Source organism: Niabella pedocola, assembly GCF_021044425.1.
GTDB classification, from domain to species: domain Bacteria; phylum Bacteroidota; class Bacteroidia; order Chitinophagales; family Chitinophagaceae; genus Niabella; species Niabella pedocola.
The window spans coordinates 2,396,772-2,418,390 of record NZ_JAJNEC010000005.1 but is presented as its reverse complement, the minus strand read 5'-3'; the positions used below and the strand labels follow the sequence as shown (position 1 = coordinate 2,418,390).

The window sequence follows — 21,619 nt, the reverse complement described above, 5'->3', positions numbered from 1 at the left end:
TTCGTATCTTGCGGCCATGAAGTACAAACATCTTTTTTTTGACCTGGATCATACCTTGTGGGATTTTGATGCCAATGCGAAGCTGACCTTGCAGGACCTGTATCAGACATTAAAGCTTGAAGAGAGAGGCGTTGATGATTTTGACCGTTTCTACAGGCAGTACCTGGGGCATAATACCAGGCTTTGGGCCCGGTACCGGAATGGATTTATCAAACAGGCGGAGCTCCGGGTAAAGCGGATGCAGCTGTCGTTGCTCGATTTTAAAATAGGTGATGAAGTACTGGCGAAGGAAATGAGCCAGCGTTTCTTAGAAATGCTGCCCACCCGCAATATGCTCTTTCCTCATGCGGTGGAAATACTGGAATACCTTACGGCAAAAAATTACCGGCTGCACCTGATCACCAACGGATTTGAAGACGTACAGCATCATAAGATCAACAACTCGAAGATCAACCACTATTTTGATAAGGTGGTTACTTCCGAAGGCTCCAACAGTTTAAAACCCAATAAAGAGATCTTTGATTTTGCGCTGGCTGCAACCGGGGCCCAGAAGGATGAAAGCATCATGCTGGGCGATGACCTGGAAGCCGATATTATGGGCGCGGCCAATGCAGGCCTGGACCAGGTGTATATTAACCATGTAAACAAATCTCCGGATTTTAAACCTACCTATACGGTATACGCGTTAAAGGAACTGGAAGCCATTTTTTAACGGCCCCTATAGCTGGTACCCGATCCTGATACCAGGCGCCCTACGAAACCTGATACGGTTAACAGGCAGGTATTTTTTTCTAAACAGTTTGTCTGTAAATATACAAGAAGCACCTGCAATATACTGCCTGCGTCCGGTGTAAAACAGTTGGATGTAATTGCTATCTCGGATTAAAAAAATGTCCTATTCTTATCCCCAACGTAGCATTGGGTCCCCAGCCGTTCCGCATATTATCCTGGGCAAGCAGGGCTCCGATCACATCTTCTTTTCCTTTGTTCGTAAGGTGATCTGCCTGTAATTGAAAGTCGCTGGTTACCGCCTTTTTTATTCCAATGCCTGCATACAGTTCTACCTGCAGCCATTTTTTGAAAAGGAAGTCGATCCCTGTGATGATGTTGCACCCAAATGTCCGTTTTTTAAACCAGAAGGCATCTACCTTCCGTTGCGTTTCATTTCCGTTGTGAAGCAGTATGCTGTCATAGGTCCAGTCATTTGCGGTATTCCCGCGATAAAACAATGCCCCGCCCACGTAAAATTTTCTTCCCGGATATTCCTCCTTCAGGTACCGGCGTATCTCCATATTTGCTCTGAACCCCCTTTCCTTTACAAAAGCGGTATCGCCGCGGTTAATGAGCGTATACAACTGGTAGCCGGCCTCTGCAAATACACCCAGATGCTTCCCCAGTCGTTTCTCAACACCCAGTTGTAACGTAGGAAAATCAACAACAGCCGCGGCCGTTGTTACATTGAACTTTATGCCGATACCCGGGCTTGCCTGCTCCTGTGTGAAACCGGCTATACAGAACAGCAGCAGTACAATGCAGCAGTTAATTTTCATATGGGTTGTTTATCATCATAACGCAACGGTGCCATAAAAGGCAACATTGTCAGAAAAACGGTATTGAAACACCTGTGAAAAGTGGTAAAGCAGTTTTTAGCTTTTGAACCGGGTGCTGCCCTTTATATTCGTCAGGCCGTTTCCAGCCGGAAGATCGTGATCTCCGGCCGTACATTAAAACGTACCTGCCAGGTAAAACCCAGGGCCCTGTTGATATAGAGCGTCCGGCCATCCTCAAAATCAATCTTCCCGGAAGCATACCGTTTATTTCTTACGGGCAGCAGTGGTGGTGGCAAAAACGGCGGTTTGCATTGTCCTCCATGTGTATGCCCACTGATCACCCAACCATTGTAGCCATTCCAAACCGGCATGTCCAGCACATCCGGGTTATGGCATAAAACCACGGTTGCTTCCTCCCGGTTCCAGTACTGCATAGCCTTTGCCGGATGAAAATTGGTTCCCCATTTATCGTCAATACCGATAAAATTAAGTCCGGAAAAATGCTGCTGCTCATTTCTTAAAACCGGCAACCGGTGGCTGTTGAGCAGGTCTTCGATCTTATCTGCCAGTACACTGTCTTGCCAGTGAGCGCCGTAATCGTGGTTGCCAAAAATAGCCGCGGTGCCCAAACGGCCATGCGGGGCATGCCGCATCAGGTCATGCAGCTGATCCAGCTGACGGGGTTCATTATAGGTAACAAAATCGCCGGTATAGGCTACAAAATCGGGCTGATAGCCGGCGGCTTTTATAAAGGCGTTCTTCAGGTAACTATCCCGGGAGCGCTCGCCAATATGGATGTCGCTGATCTGCATGAGCGTTTTGCCGGCCAGGGCAGGCGGCAGGTTTTTGATCTGCATCGGCACCTGCGTAAATTCCAGCCAGAAAGGCTCTACCTGCCAGGAGTAAAGCCCTGTGAAAAGCCCGGCGCCTCCCAGGATACTGCCATATTTCAAAAATTTTCTCCGGTTCATGCGCCGCAAAATTAGCACCCCCCGTCTCAAAAAGCACCCCGGAACTATTAAACTTTTGTGTAAAAATGCCGTCCAAAACCTGTTTATAAAATTTTAACAGGACCACAGAAGGTATTTTCCCAAAAACCCATCTAAGAAAAAATAAATGCGTCAGCAATTAAATATGAAATCTGTCTTTTTTGCCGGATTACTGTTTGTTACGGTAACGGCCACCGCTCAGGACATCCCTTCCCGGCCCAATGAAGGGATCCAGCGCACGGAAACAAGACGGGAACGGTACGATGTGTATCAGAAGTTAAAACTGACCGCAGACCAGAAAAGCCGGCTGATTGCCTTACAAAAGGAAGGAAAAGCTGCGGTTTCGGCCGTCAGGAAGGACGATGCATTAGCGCCGGCAGAAAAGAAGGAAAAATTGCGGGCCCTGCAGCAACAGCAGGCGCAAAAACGCAATGCCCTGCTAACACCGGAACAACAAAAGATCTGGGAACAGGAGGCATCCGGGCAAAAAGGCGATAAGCAACAATGGGTGACTGTAGACCGGCGCAATACCACCAAAAGCCCGGGTAGGGATGATAATCAACTATCCCAAACAAGCGATAAGCACAACCCGCAGTTAAAACTTTCTGCGGACCAGCAGCAAAAGATGAAAGACCTGCAGCAGACATTTAAAACACAGGCACGGGGTATCCGGCAGGATAACCGGCTGTCTGCTGAAGAAAAGAAGAGCCGCATCAACGGGCTTAAAAAGGAGTTCCGGAAAAAGCAAAAGAATGTCCTCACCGACGAGCAATGGCAGCAGTGGAAGGATAAAGACCGAAAGAATATTTCTAAAAAATAAACAAGCATCTCTAAAAACTTAAAAAACAAAAAATGAAAAAAACAATCTTAATTGCAGCAATCGTGAGCCTGTTCAGCGTTTCTGCCACATTTGCGCAGGATGCGCCCAAAAAAGAAAAAGCCGAAAGAGGCATGAATGACCGCCGTGGCGGAATGAACTGGGATGATCCCGACCTGAATTTATCAAAAGACCAAAAAGACAAGCTGAAAGCCCTGTATGAGGAAAACGGGAAACAAATGAAGGCGCTCCGGGAAGATAATTCACTGACAGATGATCAGAAACGAGAAAAAGGAAAAGCCCTCCGTACCTCTCAAAAAGAAGCGCGTGATAAAATCCTTACCAAAGAACAGTCGGAAAAACTGGAGGCAAAAATGAAAGAACGCCGGGAAAAAGGCCGGAACAACCAGGGGAACAATCAGGCTCAGCAATAAGAAGTGATCGTTTTATATTTACCAGGAGGCCATCTTATTTTTTAAGATGGCCCTTTTTTTTACGATATTTGCGGCTTACTGTTGTAAAATAGCAATTCATACAATGAAAAAAATTGATCCCCGCTTTGCAAAATTTGCAAGCAAAAAAAGTAACGCCGCTATAAAAGAGGCCTTTAAACAGGAAAAACGGCAATATAAAAAGGAACGGGCAGCGTTCTTTGAACAAAAGAAGGCGGAAGCCGCAGCCAAAGCAACCCAAAGCGCAGCACCGAAGATTGAACGGAAAACCCCTGCAACAGTGCAAATGCCCTTAAACAAATACCTGGCACACAGTGGTATTTGCTCCAGAAGGGATGCTGCCGATTTAATTAAAGACGGAAAAGTGAAGGTAAATGCGGTGGTAACCCTGGAACCGGGCTACAAGGTGCTACCGGCGGATGTGATCACCGTGAACAATAAAAAAGTAACGCCGGCTAAAAACCTGGTCTATATCCTGCTGAACAAACCCAAGGATTATATTACCACCACAGACGATCCGCAAAAGCGGAAAACGGTCCTGGACCTCATCAAAAATGCAACGACTGAACGGGTATATCCCGTGGGGCGCCTGGACCGGAACACTTCTGGCGTACTGCTGATTACCAATGACGGAGAGCTGGCCCAGCAACTCACCCATCCCAGCAATGAAATAAAAAAGATTTACGCCGCCACCTTGAACAAACCGCTTGAAAAGAAGGACTTTGATAAAATACTGAAAGGCGTGGTGCTGGAAGACGGGCCCGCACCGGTGGATGTGCTGGCCTATTCGGATATGAAGGATAAAACCCAGATCGGTATTGAAATACACAATGGCCGGAACCGCATTGTACGCCGCATTTTTGAATCCGTAGGATACGATGTAAAGAACCTGGACCGCGTGATGTTTGGCGGGCTTACTAAAAAGAATATCGAACGTGGAAAGTTCCGTTTCCTGACCGAGAAGGAAGTGCGCAATCTTAAATTTTTTGGAAAGGGAAAAAAATAACGGACTGCTTTTGCTGACAGCTCCGGGATTATGCCCGGTTAATTGAAACAGTACCTTAACACAAACATGAAGCTTCAGGATTTAATTGTTTTTGAAAATGATGACCTGGTGGCCCTGAACAAGCCCTCCGGTTTGCTTTCGATTCCGGACCGCGAGGGAAAAGAGCCTTCGCTGAAGGAGCTGCTGCAGCATACCTGTCCTGATATTTTTACCATTCACCGGCTGGACCGTGAAACCAGCGGGTTGATCATTTTTGGAAAACATGCCGGGGCGCATAAATATTTTTGTCAGCAGTTTGAAGCCCGGAAAACGATAAAGATCTATAACGGCCTGGTCATCGGGTCAGTACCGGAACCATCGGGCAGTGTTGATGCCCCCATTGCCGAAAATATGGTAAAACGGGGCACCATGATCATTCACCGCCGGGGTAAACCGGCGCTTACAGATTTTAAAGTGCTGCATGATTTTACCCTCTACAGCTGGACGGAATTCCGGATCCATACGGGCCGAACGCACCAGATACGGATCCATGCAAAGGAGATCGGGCATCCGCTGGCTGTTGATACACTTTACGGAGATGGCAAACCGGTATACCTTTCCTCGTTCAAATCGAAGTTCAACCTGTCGAAAGAGCATCTTGAGGAGCGCCCTTTGCTGAACCGGCTGGCCCTGCATGCAGCCCAGCTAAAAATTCAGGCTCCCGATGGCCACTGGCTGGAGCTGGAGGCGCCTTTACACAAAGACCTGAGAGCCACACTTCAACAACTGCAGAAGCGAAAATAGTATGCTCTGCCACGGCAGGACTGACCCGATCCGTTTTTGCAGCTTTAAGCATCTGCTCCGTATTTGCAGGCGCATTGCTTGTTCCGGCGGTTTAAATATTCAAAATATATACTACGAATCAATACCTTTGTATAATGGTATTTTCCAACAGATAGGGCATTGGAAGCAGTATTTTGTTATTGATCTCCGGATACCATAACAGAAGGATAAGGCAACCAGGCAAATACGAAATGTTCATCCGTGCATCAATCGTTTTGTCTAAAACCGGCCAATATGCCCGGTCTGGTCTTACGTAATCTCAAAACGAACTGTCGACCAATACGGCAATGAATGAACGCAGTTCGGGGAAAGCATCAGCGCTCTTTTAACAATGCATCCGGAGCTCATCAGGCAGGCCAGCCGGTTCAGCAATCTGCCCGGTTCAAATAGGGATCTTGGTATATAAAACACGCTGTATGGCAATAAGATCTGCCTTATTTTTGTCACCGGTGGTGCGTCTAAATCGGGTTGGATCAAGGTTTCCCCGGCGGCCAAAGGTACTCACAGGAAGCCATGGCCACAATGAGCCAGCAGGGAACAGGAACAAAAACAGATCATTGGTTGTAGTGATTAAATATATCAGATAACAGTCTCAAAAAAAAGAATTCAAACGTGAAGGACCAAAAAAAGAAGTTGCTGCAGTAATGGGTCGCTCAAGATTAACACAGCATGATTAACAAAAGCTATCCGACTTCCTCATTGATTATTTCGACCTATAACTGGCCGGAAGCACTGGAATGTTGCCTGAAAAGTATTTTAAGGCAAAGCCGGATGCCCAATGAGGTGATCATCGCGGATGACGGGTCCACGCGTGAAACCCGGAGCCTGATCGAGCGATTCCAGGCCCTGTTTCCCGTTCCGCTCATTCATGTATGGCAGCCGGATGAAGGCTTTCAGCTGGCCCGGATCCGCAATAAGGCCATTGCAAAAGCCAACTGTGAGTATATTATCCAGATCGACAGCGACCTGATCCTTCATAAACGGTTTGTAGAAGACCACCTCCGTTTGAGCAACCCCGGATGTTTTGCAACGGGCAGCCGGGTTATCCTGAGCGAAGCATATTCTAAAAAACTGCTGCACCGCCGGAAAGGAAAAGCGTCCCTGTTCCGCTGGAGCTCATTAAATAAAAACAACGGCTTGCGCATTCCCATCCTTACAAAGCTTTACAAAAAACACCGGGCAGACGATATTTTTTACCTGCGTGGCTGTAATATGGCCTTTTGGAGAAAGGATCTGATGGCGGTTAACGGTTATAACGAAGAAATACAGGGCTGGGGAAGAGAAGACAACGAAATTGCCGCCCGGCTGATCAATTTCGGAATATCAAAAATGGTCGTAAAGCACAGTGCCATCGTTTTTCATATCTATCATAAAGAAAAAGAACGGAATAGTGTGTTAACCAATAATGAATTGCTGCAGAAGTCGATCTCAGAAAAACTGATCACAGCACCGGTAGGCATCCAGGATCATTTGCAACGTTCCTAAACAACCGGATTGTTACCGCTGCTCCAGGTTTCTTACAAACCGGTACAAATTAAACCCGCCGGCTGCTGTTTCCGCGGCTATCGCCGCTTTCAATACCCGTTTATCAATGCCCTGCATGCGCTTTTTTTGCAGGAGTTGGTATGCTTTCTCCGCCAGCAGCCATCCCTTTCGTTCATTGGGCACAACAGCCGCTGTTTTTTGAAGCAACAGTGCGTACAACGTATCGATCCCTTTCATTTCATGTGCCGCTGTTGGTATTACCGGCAACAGCTCCGTGGTTCTGGAAAATGCAGGCGCCAGCATCTGTTTCAGGTGTTTTATAAAAAGATCCGCACCCGGGCGGTCGCTCTTGTTCACTACAAAAATGTCGGCAATTTCCATTAACCCCGCTTTCATCGTTTGCACCTCATCACCCGCCTCCGGTACCAGCACCACAATGGTTACGTCTGCCAGCCCGGCGATCTCGATTTCACTTTGTCCTACACCCACCGTTTCCACAATGATCAGGTCGAACGGGGCCGCCTTCAGCAAATCGGTTATTTCGATGATTTTTGGATTCAATCCGCCCATGGCACCCCGGCTGGCCAGCGAGCGGATAAAAACACGTTCATCGAGGTACCAACGGTTTAAGCGGATACGATCGCCCAAAAGCGCTCCAAAATGAAAGGGGGAAGAAGGATCCACGCAGATCACCGCCACGTTTTTACCTTCAGCTACGGCAAATCCTACAAGAGCGTCTGTTAACGTGCTTTTACCTGCACCCGGAGGCCCGGTAATGCCCACTACCGGAACGGCATGCGGCTGCAGCTGCTCCAGGAAAGACGCATATCCCTCCTGTTCATTTTCTACAAGACTGATGGCCCGGGCGATGCTTTTGGTATCGCCCTCCCTCACCCCGGTTATTAGCGGATTCCACATATAATGATTGCTAAAATACGGAAGATTTATAGTGTAAAAGGATCGCAAGCTGCGATTTTTAACGACCGCCGAACCATAGATGATCTTCCGCCAACTGGTAACGGCAGGGCGGCCCCAAAATTCTTTTAACCCGGAAGACTTCATTCCTGAAGCCGGGCATCTTCTGGTTCTTATCAAAATTTATAAAAACACAGACCTTAAACTTTTTTTACCTTTGGGCATGACCAATTTCATACCGATATTCCCTTTGTCGATCGTTGTGTTTCCCGGTGAACAGGTAAACCTGCATATTTTTGAACCGCGGTATAAACAATTGATCCAAGAGTCTGCCAGCAGCCGCAAACCGTTTGGGATACCGGTGGTCGTGAATAACCAGCTCCAGGACTGGGGTTCACTGGTACATGTGGAAGAGATCGTAAAGGTTTATGAAAACGGCGAAATGGACATTCATACAAAGGGCGGTGATCTGTTTCGCATTCTGGAAGTGATCCGGGAGATCCCGGAAAAGCTCTATTCCGGGGCAATTGTCAATTACCCCCAAAATAACCGGACCGGTAACCCCGAGGTTATGCGCCTGCTGGTAAAACAAATGCGCACCCTGCACGATTACCTGCAGGTAAAGAAAGAGTTCCGGAAAGAGGATGATCTTTTGACCGCCTATGATATTGCGCACCATTCCGGATTGACGATCCAGGAAGAATACGAGTTTTTACAATTGACACAGGAACGGCAACGCCAGGAGTACCTGAAACGGCATTTTGAAAAAACGCTGCCCGTTTTTGAGCAGATGAACCAGTTAAAACAAAAAATACAAATGAATGGCCATTTCCGCAACCTGAGCGGCTTTGACCTTAAATAGGCCGGAAATATTAACTTTTGCCGGTTTACACCGATCTATGGCGCGCCGGAAGAAAGGGTGAAAAAGTTGCTGATTTTTTATTTACTTGCACGTTATGTCTACCACACTTTGTTTCGACTTTGGAAATACAAGGAAAAAGGTTGCTGTTTTTCAGGACAATGAACTTATAAAAACCCTTGTACTGCAGGATGACGCCACCGCCACCATCCGGTCGCTGGTTGAAACCTACAAACCGGCAAAGTCCATTCTATCTTCCGTTATTGACCATAATGCGGAAATAGAAACCGTTTTAAAAGACACAACCCGTTTTCACCTCCTCAATTACCAGTCGAAACTGCCTATTACCACACCCGTAGGCAAACCAGAAACCATTGGTGCAGACCGGTTAGCGATTGCGGCCGGCGGTGTACATTTTTATCCGGGCAAAAACCTGCTGCTGATTGGGCTGGGCACCTGCATTACCCTGAATTTTGTAAATAAATACCGGGAACTGGTTGGAGGTTCCATTTCGCCGGGACTGGAAATGCGGTTAAAATCCCTGCAGTATTATACCGTAAAGCTGCCCCTGATAGCGCCCAGGGCGGACGTTCCACTGATGGGATATGATACAGAAACAAATATTTTATCCGGTATTATCCTTGGAATGGCCTATGAACTCGACGGTTTTATAGCGGCATACGAGGAAAAATTCGACAACTTTAACGTGGTATTAACCGGTGGGGATATGCAACATTTGGCATCACACCTGAAAAGCAGGATATTTGCCGACCCTGAATTAATATTTAAAGGCCTATATGCTATTAGTGAAGTTAACAACGCTTAGAAAATTGGACGCGTCTGTAATAAAACGTATTGCCGCAGCCGTTTGTTTAACCGGCTTCGGTTTCATTGCAAACGCGCAGGATAACTCTCCTTATTCAAGATACGGCCTGGGAGACGAAATATCCTCATCCAGTGCTACCAGCAGAGGTATGGGCGGTGTTTCCGCAGCATATAACAGCTATTCTTCCGTAAACTATGCCAACCCGGCGTCCTACGCTTTTTTTCTGTCCATTACAGAACCCGGCACCCGCAAACAATTGCAGGGACGGGCGATACTGGATATAGGCATTGAAGGAACCGGCCATACGCTGATCGACAAATCACAACAGGCGCGTTTTACTTCCAGCAACCTGATCTTTAACCGGATCTCCCTGGGTATTCCGCTCCGCCGCAACTGGGGTATGGCCCTGGGCCTGCGGCCTTTGAACAGGATCAGCTATAAAATCCAGAATACCAGCGGCCCGCTTCGGGATGAAAATACCGGGGAAGCCATCGACTCGGCTACTACTGTTTTTGAAGGATCCGGCGGTACCTATCTGGCTTCATTGGGTACGGGGGTTAAATTTGCCCTTGCAAAAAATCATTACCTCAGCCTGGGCGTTAACGGCGGCTACCTTTTTGGTTCAAAGGACTACGCCCGTCGCCGCAGCCTTTACAACGATTCCACCGCATATGCCCTGGGCACCTGGGATTCCAGAACGTCTATGGGCGGTATTTACGCAGATGCCGGTTTGCAATACCAGGGAAAAATGAGCGATAAACTGTTCCTGGGCATCGGGGTTTATGGAAACTGGCAGCAAAAGATCAATACCAATGTGGCATATACTGCCAGTGCAACCAATAGTGCTACCGGTACAACGGAGATCATTGATTCCAGCGGATTTAAATCAACCCTTACTTATCCTACCAACCTTACTGCGGGCTTCATCCTGCAAAAGGCACAAACCCAAACGGAAGCCGGATGGTTGCTGGGCGCTGATTTTACCACCACAAACTGGCAGAACTACCGCGAAAATAACCTGCCCGATACCGCCGTGGCCAGTAACTGGAAACTGAAGATAGGTGCCGAGTTCAGTCCTGTAACCAAAAGGAACTACCTGAGCCAGATGTACTACCGGATCGGCTTTTTCACCGGACCCGACTATATCAAGCTGCGCGGACAACAACTGCCGCTGTATGGTGTTACCGCCGGTGTAGGATTGCCGCTGGCCAACTATAACCAGCAGGCAAGAGGCCAGGCAACCATGATCAACCTGGGCCTGGAATACATTAAACGGGGCAACAGCAGTAGTCCGCTGCAGGAAAATATGTACCGGGTAACGCTCGGCTTCTCCCTCACGGATATGTGGTTTGGTAAGCGCCGGAACGGAGACCGATAAGTGGCTCCGGTATTATGGGCAGATTTACATTATTTTTGCAATAAACCGGTTTTTGAAGTTGCGTTCAACATACGTTTTACTTTCAGCAGTGCTCCTGCTTTTGTTCGCCTGTGAAAATACAGACGAGGAGATCAACGCCCTCTCTAAAAAAGTTTCCATGACGGACAGGGCGCTTAAGGTAGAAAGTTACCTGTCGCAGGGAGGCAAGGTAAAGGCGAAACTGACCGCTCCGTTGATGCTGCGCGTACAGGCCGATACGGTTTATACAGAATTTCCTAAAACCTTACATGTAGATTTCTACAATGACAGTGCTAAGATCGAAAGCAAACTCGACAGTAAGTACGGCAAATACATGGAATCGATCAGCATGATTTATTTGCGTGACAGCGTGCGGGTAGTATCGGTAAAAGGAGATACGCTTTATTGCCAGGATCTCTGGTGGGATCAGAACAAACAATTGTTTTACACGAATAAACCTGCCCGGTACCATTCCAGCGATAAACGGCTGCAGGGAGACCTTGGCCTGCAGGCAACCCAGGATCTGAAAAATGTAACATTCATCCAAACGCATGGTCAGACATCGCCCGGTCAAACCGGCCTTCCCGGCCAGCCCGGAGCAGCGGCCCCTGCCGATACTTCCTCCGATAAAAACACAACCGGACAAACCGGTTCTTCCGGTAAAACAGGTGCTTCTGGCAAAACTGGTTCGCCAACACCTACCCCAGCCGCTCCGCCACCCGCGAAATAGAACGCTGTACTTTTTTTAAGCCGCCGTTTCCGCAGAATGCATTTGTTTTCGTAATTTACTTTATGATTTTTAAGGATAAAACCGCCGTTATTTCCGGCGCTACCCGTGGCATTGGAAAAGCCATCGCCCTGAAGCTGGCTTCCGAAGGTGCCAATATTGTAATTGCCGCCAAGTCCGTAACCGAAAATGAAAAACTGGGCGGTACCATTTATTCAGCCGCCGAAGCGGTACAGGCAGCAGGCGGCAGGGCATTGCCTGTAGCCTGCGATGTGCGCGAGGAAACCCAGGTACAGCATGTAATGGAAGCTGCAGTAGAAGCATTTGGCGGCATCGATATCCTCATTAACAATGCTTCTGCAATATCTTTAACGGATACGGCATCCACCCCCCAGAAAAGATACGACCTGATGCAGGAGATCAATGTTCGGGGAAGTTTTTTAATGGTACAGGCGGCGCTGCCTTATCTTAAAAAATCGGCCAATGCACATATCCTTACACTGTCGCCACCCATTAATCTCAACCCCAAATGGCTGGGTCCGCATATCGCCTATACGATTTCCAAATACAATATGAGCCTGCTTACACTTGGATGGGCGGCCGAATTTAAAAATATTCCCATTGCAGCCAACGCACTCTGGCCCAAAACCACCATCGATACGGCAGCGGTACGTAACCTGCTGGGTGGTCAGGCCCTGGCCAATATGAGCCGTACACCGCAGATCGTTGCCGACGCCGCGTTTTATATTTTGCAAAAAGAAGCAGCCCGTTGTACGGGCAATTGTTTCCTGGACGAGGAAGTGCTGAAGGAAGCCGGCATCACCAACCTTGATGCGTATGCGATTACTCCCGGGGGGCCGCTTTACACCGATCTCTTTTTAGATAGCTAGCCCGTTTGCCTGGTTTATGCGTACAAATCCCACCTGGGGCTACTCATTTTACCAAAAATTTCCTCCGCTAATTATTAAACTGCAGGCGAAATATGTAAAAGAAACGCAAAAGCCATGGCAGGCACCCAGTCTTGCACACTATTTGAGCCTGTTGGGTTGTTTCAACCATTGGGTTGATCATTCTTCATTCTAAAAACAGGTATATGGATAAAAGTGCACAATTAACCGCTATGGACAAGATCCTGCGGGAGCTGGAAGATCTTAAAAACAGTGAAACCGCGGTACTGAAAAAGATTGCACAGATTGAAGCAGAAAATATGAACCTTGGTGTATCAGTGCTGGAACTTGCACTTCCAGACATACATGAACAGGTGAATACATCTATTGAACAGGTAACTGAAGTCATCAGCAGGTTTACGGAGCACCGTCATCAATTTGCAAAGGAACATAAACTGGAAGCACCGGAAGACCCGTCTGCAGCTACCTGACCCCAAAAATTACCGCTAATGACCGGCAGTGTCGGTTCCGGATTCTGGCCGGGATTTCAATTCCTGAGCCGAATCCAGCTGCGCTTCCTCATGCAGGTAATCCTTCCGTTTCAGCTCAAAGTTACGGCCCAGGTACAGTCGCCGCACCTGTTCGTTGGCAGCAAGCGCTTCAGCGGTACCCTTTTCAAATATCTTTCCGTCGATTAGCAAATAGGCCCGGTCGCAGATCGAAAGGGTTTCATTTACGTTATGGTCTGTGATCAGGATGCCGATATTCTTGTATTTTAAGCGGGCCACAATACTCTGGATATCTTCCACGGCAATGGGGTCGATCCCCGCAAAGGGCTCATCCAGCAGGATAAATCTCGGGTTCACGGCCAGCGCCCGGGCAATTTCGGTTCTTCTCCGTTCCCCCCCGCTCAATACGTCGCCGTTGCTCTTGCGTACATGGCCCAGCCGGAATTCTGCCAGCAGCGATTCCAGTTTTGCCTTTTGTTCAGCCCGGGGAAGCTTGGTCATTTCCAGTACGGCGGAAATATTGTCCTCCACACTCAGCTTGCGGAAAACAGAAGCCTCCTGTGGCAGGTAACCGATGCCCATCTGAGCTCTTTTATACATCGGCAGCTTGGTAATATTCTGGTCATTTAAAAATACATCCCCCTCGTCCGGCTTGATCAGGCCCACCACCTGGTAAAAAGAGGTGGTTTTACCGGCACCGTTCGGACCCAGCAATCCCACAATTTCGCCCTGGTTCACCTCAAAAGAAACGTGGTTCACCACCGTACGCTCACCGTAACGCTTTACCAGGTCCTTGGTATGTATTTTCATCAACATATGTGGCAAAAATAAGAAAGCTTCCACATTATTGTGTTGAGGGGCCGTTAAATATTGAAGCCGGCCGTTAGCCCGAAGCCTTTAACGGTCTGCAACCGGCACCGCGCCTGAAACGTTGAACCTGAAACCTCATTACTGGTATCTTTCCATTAGTTTTGCAGCCTATGAAGGTGATCGATCATATCAGGAATGCAAAGGACACACTGATTTCTTTTGAAATACTGCCCCCGTTGAAGGGAAAGGGCATTGAAGCGCTTTACGACCATTTGGATCCGTTAATGGAATACAAGCCCGCTTTTATTAATGTTACCTACCACCGGAGCGAACATATCTTTAAAAAGAACCCCGATGGAAGTTTTAAAAAAGTAGTGGTACGTAAGCGGCCGGGAACCGAAAGCATTTGCGCCGCCATCATGAATAAATACAATGTAGATACGGTTCCGCACCTGATCTGCGGAGGATTCAGCGTTAATGAAACAGAAGATGCGCTCATCAATCTGAATTACCTGGGTATCGACAATGTGCTGGTACTGCGCGGTGACGCCGCCAAAAATGAAACGGCTTTTATTCCGCAGGCAGACGGTCATGCGTATGCCATTGACCTTTTAAAGCAGGTGGCGGATCTCAATAACGGGATCTACCTGGAGGAGGATCTGAAAAATTCACAGAAAACAGATTTCTGTATTGGTGTGGCCGCCTATCCGGAAAAGCATTTTGAAGCGCCCAATATGGAAACCGATATGGCCTACCTGAAGGCAAAAGTGGACGCGGGCGCCGATTATATTGTAACGCAGATGTTTTTTGACAACAGCAAGTTTTATGCTTTTGTAGATGCCTGCCGTAAGGCCGGGATCACCGTTCCCATTATACCGGGATTAAAACCCGTTTACACGCTTAAACAGCTGAACGTACTTCCCAAAACCTTTCATATCGACCTGCCTACAGATCTTTCAAAGGAAATGATGAAATGTAAAACCAATGAAGATGTGGAACGTGTAGGTACGGAATGGCTGCTGATGCAATCAAAGGATCTGAAAAAGAATGGAGTGCCGGTACTGCATTATTATACCCTGGGCCGGCCGCAGATCATCAGCAACGTGGTAAAGGAGCTGTAATATTCCTGCGGGAAAGCAACCAGGAAGCTGCAAACAAGCCATTTTTGAATTGTCCGGATGATCTTTATTACACAACTCATTTATATCAATGAAGGAAGCGAGGCCGTTTTCCATGATTTCGAGCGGCTGGCCATTCCATTAATAAAAAAGTACAATGGCCTGCTTTTGTTGCGGCTGCGTCCGCAAAACGAAGCTTTTGTAGAAATAAATACGGAACCACCTTATGAAATACACCTGGTTTCCTTTGAAACCGAGGATGATTTCAGGAGCTTCCTGGAAGACGAAGAACGAAAAGAATTTTTATATTTAAAGGAACAATCCATCCGGTCGGCTGTTCTCATTCAGGGAAAACAACTATAAAATGGCTCGTAAAAAGAAGAAAAATATTGTTCTTGAAAATATCCGGATCGAGGACTATGCCGCCGAAGGAAGGTCTATTGCCCGGGTGGAGGGGAAAGTGATCTTTGTGGAACAGGTGGTTCCCGGTGATGTAGTCGATATCCGGTTGGGTAAAAACAAAAAGGACTGGGCAGAAGGACATCCCATTGCCTTCAGATCCTATTCCCCCGAGCGCACTGAGCCTTTTTGCGAACATTTTGGCGTTTGCGGCGGATGCCAGTGGCAGATGCTGCCCTACGAAAAACAACAGCAATATAAGCACCAGCAGGTAAAAGACAACCTGCAACGCATCGGAAAAATCCCCCTCCCGGAAATTCAACCCATACTGGGGGCTGCTAAAACCCGGAGGTACCGCAATAAAATTGAATATACCTTCGGAACCGAGCTGTTTATGCCCAAGGAACAATTCCATGCACTGAAAGAACAGGGCATCAACCCACATGAGTACGGGAAACAGGGCGTTGCCGGTTTTCATGCCAAGGGCTTCTGGGATAAGATCGTTGACATTCATACCTGTCATTTACAGGAAGAACCTACCAATGCCATCCGCCTGGCCATAAAAGCCTTTGCTCTGGAACATCAGTATTCTTTTTATGATCTCCGCCAGCACACCGGATTTTTACGAACCATGCAGGTACGCCTTTGTAACACCGGGGAACTGATGGTAAACCTGGTAATGGGGGAAGATGACCCTGAAAAACGGGAAAAGATCTTAAACCACCTCCGGGCGCAATTTCCGCAGATCACCACGCTGCTGTATACCATTAATACCAAAAGGAATGACAGTTTGCACGACCTGGAGCCCGTGACCTGGTACGGACCGGGCTATGTAACCGAGCAATTGGACCAGTACCGGTTTAAGATCGGTCCCAAATCCTTTTTTCAAACCAATACGGCCCAGGCCACCGAGCTGTACCGGGTAACCCGGGAGTTTGCAGAGCTTACAGGCAATGAAACCCTTTACGACTTATATTGCGGTACCGGAAGCATTGGCATCTTCTGCAGCCAGAAGGCCGGCAAGGTGATCGGAGTGGAGGTTATTGAAGCCGCCATTGACGATGCCCGTGAAAACGCGGCGTTGAATGGCCTGGAAAAGACGCATTTTTATGCCGGCGACGTGATCGATATCTGCTCCGATGCTTTTTTTGAACAACACGGGCGTCCGGATGTTATAGTAACCGATCCGCCCAGGGCGGGCATGCATGAGAAGCTGGTGCAGAAGATCAATGAAATGGCCGCCCCCATTGTGGTGTATGTGAGCTGCAACCCCGCAACCCAGGCAAGAGATCTGGCATTATTGAACGAAAAATATGAGGTTACAAAAATTCAGCCGGTAGATATGTTTCCGCACACCCTGCATATTGAGAACGTAGTGCAACTAAAACTCCGGTCCTGAGCCTAATTTAATTATAATATCATTCATGAGTTCATACTTTACAAGACCCGCCGAAAAGTTTCCTCCCGCTATTAAATACCTCATCGCCATTAACGTGGTGGTTTGGGTAGCGCAGCTGATATTCGACAATAAGTACGGGCAGTCGGTGATCATGATCGGCGGGGCCATGGATACGGAAGGTTTTCTTACCAGCAAGCTCGGCCTCTGGCCCATCGGCGAAGGCTTTAAACCCTACCAGCTGATCACACATATGTTTGCCCATGCGGCCTCCGGTTCGCAAATGTTTTTCCACATTCTCTTTAATATGTTTACGCTCTGGATGTTCGGGCGCATCCTGGAAAATGTATGGGGCGCCAAACGGTTCCTGATCTTTTATTTTATTTGCGGATTAGGTTCGGCAGCACTACACCTGGCTGTGCAGTATTATACAAACACCGGCGGCATTGCCGTAGGCGCTTCCGGTGCCGTAATGGGTGTATTGGTGGCCTTTGCCATGACCTTTCCGAATACAGAGCTGTATATTATGTTCATCCCCGTGCCGGTAAAGGCAAAATGGGCCATTCTGGGGCTGATCGCCATCGACCTGTTTTTTGGGTTGTACAGTGCCTCCGGTGATACCATTGCACATTATGCGCACCTGGGCGGTGCCATCACCGGTTTTATTCTCCTGAAAATCTGGAATAAAACAAACCGGCGTAATTTTTACTAAATTTATCGTTGAAAACGAATCAACTTTTAACCCTTTAATTTTGTTGGGTATTTGATATGGGTATTTCTGACAGAAACTATGACAACCGATTGTCTTTTGGAACACGGGTAAATCCATTGGTTATACTCATTGCGATCAGCATGATCCTGTTTGTGGTACTCGCTTTTTTCAAAGCGCTTACCTACCTGCGTTTTGAAGAAGGTGCAGATGTAGCCGGTTATTTTAATGAGCACATCCTGAGCACCATTGCCTTATCGCCAAAATTGAGCACGGCCCTGGCTAAAACCTGGACCTTCCTCACGTATTCCTTTGTACAGGTAAATGTTTGGGAACTTATTGCAAATATGCTGTGGCTGTGGTGTTTTGGGTTTATTTTCATCGACATCACCGGTAATAAAAAGCTAATCCCTTTGTTTATCTATTCCACGGTATTATCCGGCCTGGTATATGTTTTTGTTTGCAAATCCATGCACCCCGAAACACATGCGTTCCCTTATTTCAGCGGATCCGGGGCCTGCATCCTTGCCATTGCAGCCGCTGCAACAACCATTTCGCCCAATTACAAGTTGCTGCCCATGCTGAATGGAGGCATTTCGCTGTGGATCATCACGCTGATTTATACGGTGATCGATTTTGCAACCATTCCTCCCGGCGTACCCGCTCTTTACTTTTCCCAGCTTACCGGGGCCCTTACGGGTTTTCTGTTCATTTATCTTTTAAGAAAAGGCTACGACGGAAGCGAGTGGATGAACCGCGTATACGACTGGTTCATCAACCTGTTTAATCCCGAAAAGTCGGAAAACCGGAAAAAAATAAAGGATACTTATTTTTATAAAACATCCGGAGAGCCCTTTACAAAAACCGCCCGGCTTACCCAGCAGCGCCTGGATGCTATTTTAGACAAGATGAATCAATCCGGTGGTTATGAAACGCTTACACAAGAAGAAAAAGATTTTTTAAACCGCGCCAGCCAGGAAGATTTTAGAAGTAAATAGGTAAAATCGTTCCCGGGTTTTTACCAGTTTGCAGATAACTTAATTATCTTTCGGGTTGAAAGAATCCGTAGATGAGCGTTTTTGCAAAAATCAGCAATAAGGTTTTACTGGGCATCAATATTTTGGTGGTCCTCTTTTTCTTATTGGCTTGTCTGGCGGCCTATATCAGTCCTATGGACTGGCCGGTGCTTTATCTTTTCAGTCTGGGTTTTCCTTTTTTACTGTTACTGGTGCTTGCCTTTTTAGGCTGGTGGCTCTTTGTAAAAAAGCAATGGGCCCTGATCTCCGCAGCAGCATTGATACTGGGGGGAGGCGCTATCACCAACTTTTTTGCCTTTAATCTTAAAAAGCCCTTCCAACAGGAAAAGAAAGCAGACCATATCCGCATTGTTACCTGGAACGTGGCACGCTTTGTAGAAATGGTGGTCAACAACAACAAAGGCAGCCAAACGCGTTATAAAATGCTGCAACAGATCAAGTCTACGAACGCAGATATTTTATGTTTCCAGGAATTCAGTTCTTCCATCAACCCAGACTGGTATAATAATATCGTAGCCGTAAGCAAAGGGCTCGGCTATCCCTACTTTTATTATTCGCACGATTGGGATGGCGACCGGTTATTCAATGGCAGCGTTATTTTCAGCCGGTTTCCCATCATCGACACCGGCATCATCCGCTATCCGCGGCCTACATTGCCCGAAGCCCTGTTATTTGTTGACATAAAAAAAGGAACACAGCTGTTCCGGGTATACACCACCCATCTTCAATCGAACCAGTTCCGGAAGGAGGATATTTCCAAGATCGAGGCCCTCAAAAAGGCCAGGGGAAACATTATCAGTAATGCGTTTTATATCTTTACGAAGCTGCGGACCGCCATCCAGCACCGGAGCATACAGGCCGATATGATGCCCGAAATACTAAAGAACAGTCCCAATCCCACCATCTTTTGCGGAGACCTCAACGATGTGCCCAACTCCTATACCTACCACACGGTTAAGGGCAGTATGCACGACGCTTTCCTTAAAAAGGGATTGGGGATCGGCAGAACCTATAATTCCCTTTCCCCCACACTCCGGATTGATTATATTTTTACCGACGACCGGTTCAGGATCGACCAGATCAAACGGGTAACGACCAATTACTCGGATCATTACATGATGGTTTGTGATATGCAGTTAACCCCAGGTTCCGATTAGCTGCAGCGACGCCGGCATTCTTTTGTTAACCAGGGCTTCCAGCGGGTCTCTTTTGACCGGGCAACGGCCGGATAAACGGCTCCGGATAATGAATTTGCGCCGGTTTAACAGATCCCGCCCCGGGGCATATGCATTTTTCTTTTTATCCATCCCCGGCTAAATACCAGCCACCTCCTTTATATTTGTAATCTTACAAAAAGATGGTATGAGTACACTTAAACTACATAATTCCTATTCGCGCCAGAAAGAAGTGTTTGAACCGATTACGCCGGGCTATGTAGGAATGTATGTTTGCGGGCCAACGGTAAGCGGTGAGAGTCACCTGGGGCATGCCCGTCCTTATATTACATTTGATGTGGTATTCCGTTACCTGCAATACCTGGGTTATAAAGTACGCTATGTACGTAATATTACCGATGCAGGGCATTTTGAAGAAGAGGGCCGGGAAGCAGAGGATAAAATCTCCAGCAAGGCCGTACTGGAAAAACTGGAACCGATGGAACTGGTGCAGAAGTATACCAACCTGTTTCACTGGGCCATGAATCTTTTCAATACCATTCCGCCGTCCATCGAACCTACCGCAACCGGTCATATTGTGGAACAGATCGAAATGATCAAAAAGATCATTGCAGACGGTTACGCGTATGAAAATAATGGATCTGTATATTTTGATGTAAAAAAATATGCCGCCGGCCATGATTATGGAAAGCTCAGCGGCCGGAAAATAGATGACCTGCTGGAAGCCACCCGCGACCTGGAAGGACAGGAGGAGAAACGGGATTCCGCAGATTTTGCATTATGGAAAGCGGCACCGCCCAAACATATTATGCGTTGGAACAGCCCCTGGGGTGAAGGATTCCCGGGCTGGCATATTGAGTGCTCGGCCATGGCCACTAAATACCTGGGCGATCATTTTGATATCCACGGAGGTGGTATGGATCTCCAGTTCCCGCACCATGAAAGTGAAATTGCCCAAAGTACAATCTGCAACGGTCATGCACCGGTAAAGTACTGGATGCATAACAATATGATCACCATTAATGGCCGGAAGATGGGCAAGAGCTATAACAATGTGATCAAATTAACAGAATTGTTTAGCGGCGATCATCCCCTGTTAACCCAGGCCTATCACCCGATGGTGGTACGGTTTTTTATTCTGCAAAGCCATTACCGCAGTACGCTCGACTTTAGCAATGAAGCCCTGCAGGCTTCCGAAAAAGGGTTGAAACGCCTTTGGGATGCCTATGAAAATTTAAAGCGCCTGAAAGACCGGGGGAACGAACTGCAGGAAACAGCCGCAGACCCTGAGCTGGACGCCCGGTTGCGGAAGCTGGTAACGGAGTTTGATGAATTCATGAACGATGACTTCAATACCGCAAAGGTGCTGGCCAATATGTTTGAACTGGCCCCGGTGATCAATAGCTTCAAGGATAAAACGCTTGCATTAACGGATATTTCAAAAGCAACGTTTGAATTGTTGCAGCAACAATTTTACACCTACCTGGAAACCATTTTAGGATTAACATCCGTTTCTGCCGCCGACAACGAAAAGCTGAAAGATGTTATGCAGCTGCTGATCGACATCCGCAAAGAGGCCCGCAGCCGGAAAGATTTTGTGACTTCTGACAAGATCCGCAACCAGCTGGCAGACGTCGGCATTCTTTTAAAAGACGAAAAAGACGGTAATATCAGCTGGAGCGTTGAGTAATTTATTGTTTTTTGTTTATCGTTGATGGTTTGAACCAGAAACAAT

23 protein-coding genes are annotated in these 21,619 nt (G+C 47.5%); 19 read left to right on the top strand and 4 right to left on the bottom strand.

Features of this window, described 5'->3' with window-relative positions; all coding sequences use genetic code 11:
* Window positions 1-16: 16 nt before the first annotated feature.
* Window positions 17-712: a YjjG family noncanonical pyrimidine nucleotidase gene (locus LQ567_RS17540; RefSeq protein ID WP_231006708.1), complete on the top strand. Its 696-nt coding sequence runs from the start codon at window positions 17-19 to the stop codon at window positions 710-712.
* Between the two features lie 160 nt (window positions 713-872).
* Here the strand turns inward: LQ567_RS17540 and LQ567_RS17535 are convergent, their stop codons facing one another.
* Both LQ567_RS17535 and LQ567_RS17530 read right to left on the bottom strand, forming a co-directional pair.
* Window positions 873-1,550, bottom strand: coding sequence for a DUF3575 domain-containing protein (locus tag LQ567_RS17535; protein ID WP_231006707.1), 678 nt, complete (start codon window positions 1,548-1,550; stop codon window positions 873-875).
* A 131-nt stretch (window positions 1,551-1,681) separates the two neighbouring features.
* Window positions 1,682-2,521, bottom strand: coding sequence for a metallophosphoesterase (locus LQ567_RS17530; RefSeq protein WP_231006706.1), 840 nt, complete (start codon window positions 2,519-2,521; stop codon window positions 1,682-1,684).
* Window positions 2,522-2,684: 163 nt separating this feature from the next.
* On the opposite strand from LQ567_RS17530, the gene LQ567_RS17525 reads away from it, so the two are divergent.
* From LQ567_RS17525 to LQ567_RS17505, 5 genes are all read left to right on the top strand, one after another.
* A complete protein-coding gene (locus LQ567_RS17525) occupies window positions 2,685-3,359 on the top strand; it encodes a hypothetical protein (RefSeq protein WP_231006705.1) in 675 nt (224 codons plus the stop codon).
* Between the two features lie 32 nt (window positions 3,360-3,391).
* On the top strand, window positions 3,392-3,790 hold the full coding sequence (locus LQ567_RS17520; RefSeq protein WP_231006704.1) for a Spy/CpxP family protein refolding chaperone: 399 nt from the start codon (window positions 3,392-3,394) through the stop codon (window positions 3,788-3,790).
* 103 nt (window positions 3,791-3,893) lie between these two features.
* Window positions 3,894-4,814 carry a pseudouridine synthase gene (locus tag LQ567_RS17515; RefSeq protein WP_231006703.1) on the top strand — a complete coding sequence of 307 codons (921 nt, stop codon included), beginning with the start codon at window positions 3,894-3,896 and terminating at the stop codon, window positions 4,812-4,814.
* Window positions 4,815-4,880: 66 nt separating this feature from the next.
* Window positions 4,881-5,597, top strand: coding sequence for an RluA family pseudouridine synthase (locus tag LQ567_RS17510; RefSeq protein WP_231006702.1), 717 nt, complete (start codon window positions 4,881-4,883; stop codon window positions 5,595-5,597).
* Between the two features lie 708 nt (window positions 5,598-6,305).
* Window positions 6,306-7,121, top strand: coding sequence for a glycosyltransferase family 2 protein (locus tag LQ567_RS17505; protein ID WP_231006701.1), 816 nt, complete (start codon window positions 6,306-6,308; stop codon window positions 7,119-7,121).
* A 12-nt stretch (window positions 7,122-7,133) separates the two neighbouring features.
* On the opposite strand, the gene meaB is transcribed toward LQ567_RS17505, so the two are convergent.
* Window positions 7,134-8,039 (bottom strand): methylmalonyl Co-A mutase-associated GTPase MeaB, encoded by a 906-nt coding sequence (gene meaB, locus LQ567_RS17500; protein WP_231006700.1) that lies wholly within the window; start codon window positions 8,037-8,039, stop codon window positions 7,134-7,136.
* A gap of 220 nt (window positions 8,040-8,259) precedes the next feature.
* Here meaB and LQ567_RS17495 point away from each other — a divergent pair, with 220 nt between their 5' ends.
* From LQ567_RS17495 to LQ567_RS17470, 6 genes are all read left to right on the top strand, one after another.
* Complete coding sequence (locus LQ567_RS17495) at window positions 8,260-8,898, top strand: LON peptidase substrate-binding domain-containing protein (RefSeq protein WP_231006699.1); 639 nt, start codon at window positions 8,260-8,262, stop codon at window positions 8,896-8,898.
* A 94-nt stretch (window positions 8,899-8,992) separates the two neighbouring features.
* Window positions 8,993-9,721 (top strand): type III pantothenate kinase, encoded by a 729-nt coding sequence (locus tag LQ567_RS17490; protein ID WP_231006698.1) that lies wholly within the window; start codon window positions 8,993-8,995, stop codon window positions 9,719-9,721.
* Entirely contained in the window at window positions 9,693-11,099 is a 1,407-nt protein-coding gene (locus LQ567_RS17485; protein ID WP_231006697.1) for a hypothetical protein, read from the top strand. The genes LQ567_RS17490 and LQ567_RS17485 overlap by 29 nt, the downstream gene beginning before the upstream one ends.
* 58 nt (window positions 11,100-11,157) lie before the next feature.
* Window positions 11,158-11,847, top strand: coding sequence for an LPS export ABC transporter periplasmic protein LptC (lptC, locus tag LQ567_RS17480; RefSeq protein WP_231006696.1), 690 nt, complete (start codon window positions 11,158-11,160; stop codon window positions 11,845-11,847).
* A 62-nt stretch (window positions 11,848-11,909) separates the two neighbouring features.
* The gene (locus tag LQ567_RS17475; protein WP_231006695.1) at window positions 11,910-12,734 is read left to right on the top strand and encodes an SDR family oxidoreductase; all 825 of its coding nucleotides are present in this window, start codon (window positions 11,910-11,912) and stop codon (window positions 12,732-12,734) included.
* Between the two features lie 203 nt (window positions 12,735-12,937).
* Window positions 12,938-13,222 carry a hypothetical protein gene (locus LQ567_RS17470; protein WP_231006694.1) on the top strand — a complete coding sequence of 95 codons (285 nt, stop codon included), beginning with the start codon at window positions 12,938-12,940 and terminating at the stop codon, window positions 13,220-13,222.
* A gap of 15 nt (window positions 13,223-13,237) precedes the next feature.
* Here LQ567_RS17470 and lptB read toward each other — a convergent pair whose 3' ends face one another.
* On the bottom strand, window positions 13,238-14,056 hold the full coding sequence (gene lptB / locus LQ567_RS17465) for an LPS export ABC transporter ATP-binding protein (protein ID WP_231006693.1): 819 nt from the start codon (window positions 14,054-14,056) through the stop codon (window positions 13,238-13,240).
* A 164-nt stretch (window positions 14,057-14,220) separates the two neighbouring features.
* Here lptB and metF point away from each other — a divergent pair, with 164 nt between their 5' ends.
* The 7 genes from metF (at window position 14,221) to cysS (ending at window position 21,574) form a co-directional block, all read left to right on the top strand.
* Complete coding sequence (metF, locus tag LQ567_RS17460; protein ID WP_231006692.1) at window positions 14,221-15,171, top strand: methylenetetrahydrofolate reductase [NAD(P)H]; 951 nt, start codon at window positions 14,221-14,223, stop codon at window positions 15,169-15,171.
* A 57-nt stretch (window positions 15,172-15,228) separates the two neighbouring features.
* A complete protein-coding gene (locus LQ567_RS17455) occupies window positions 15,229-15,531 on the top strand; it encodes a DUF1330 domain-containing protein (protein ID WP_231006691.1) in 303 nt (100 codons plus the stop codon).
* A gap of 1 nt (window position 15,532) precedes the next feature.
* Window positions 15,533-16,966: a 23S rRNA (uracil(1939)-C(5))-methyltransferase RlmD gene (rlmD, locus tag LQ567_RS17450; RefSeq protein ID WP_231006690.1), complete on the top strand. Its 1,434-nt coding sequence runs from the start codon at window positions 15,533-15,535 to the stop codon at window positions 16,964-16,966.
* A gap of 25 nt (window positions 16,967-16,991) precedes the next feature.
* The gene (locus LQ567_RS17445; protein ID WP_231006689.1) at window positions 16,992-17,675 is read left to right on the top strand and encodes a rhomboid family intramembrane serine protease; all 684 of its coding nucleotides are present in this window, start codon (window positions 16,992-16,994) and stop codon (window positions 17,673-17,675) included.
* A gap of 89 nt (window positions 17,676-17,764) precedes the next feature.
* The gene (locus LQ567_RS17440; RefSeq protein WP_231006688.1) at window positions 17,765-18,670 is read left to right on the top strand and encodes a rhomboid family intramembrane serine protease; all 906 of its coding nucleotides are present in this window, start codon (window positions 17,765-17,767) and stop codon (window positions 18,668-18,670) included.
* A gap of 71 nt (window positions 18,671-18,741) precedes the next feature.
* Window positions 18,742-19,866, top strand: coding sequence for an endonuclease/exonuclease/phosphatase family protein (locus tag LQ567_RS17435; protein ID WP_231006687.1), 1,125 nt, complete (start codon window positions 18,742-18,744; stop codon window positions 19,864-19,866).
* A 205-nt stretch (window positions 19,867-20,071) separates the two neighbouring features.
* On the top strand, window positions 20,072-21,574 hold the full coding sequence (gene cysS, locus LQ567_RS17430; RefSeq protein ID WP_231006686.1) for a cysteine--tRNA ligase: 1,503 nt from the start codon (window positions 20,072-20,074) through the stop codon (window positions 21,572-21,574).
* The last annotated feature ends 45 nt before the right edge of the window (window positions 21,575-21,619 follow it).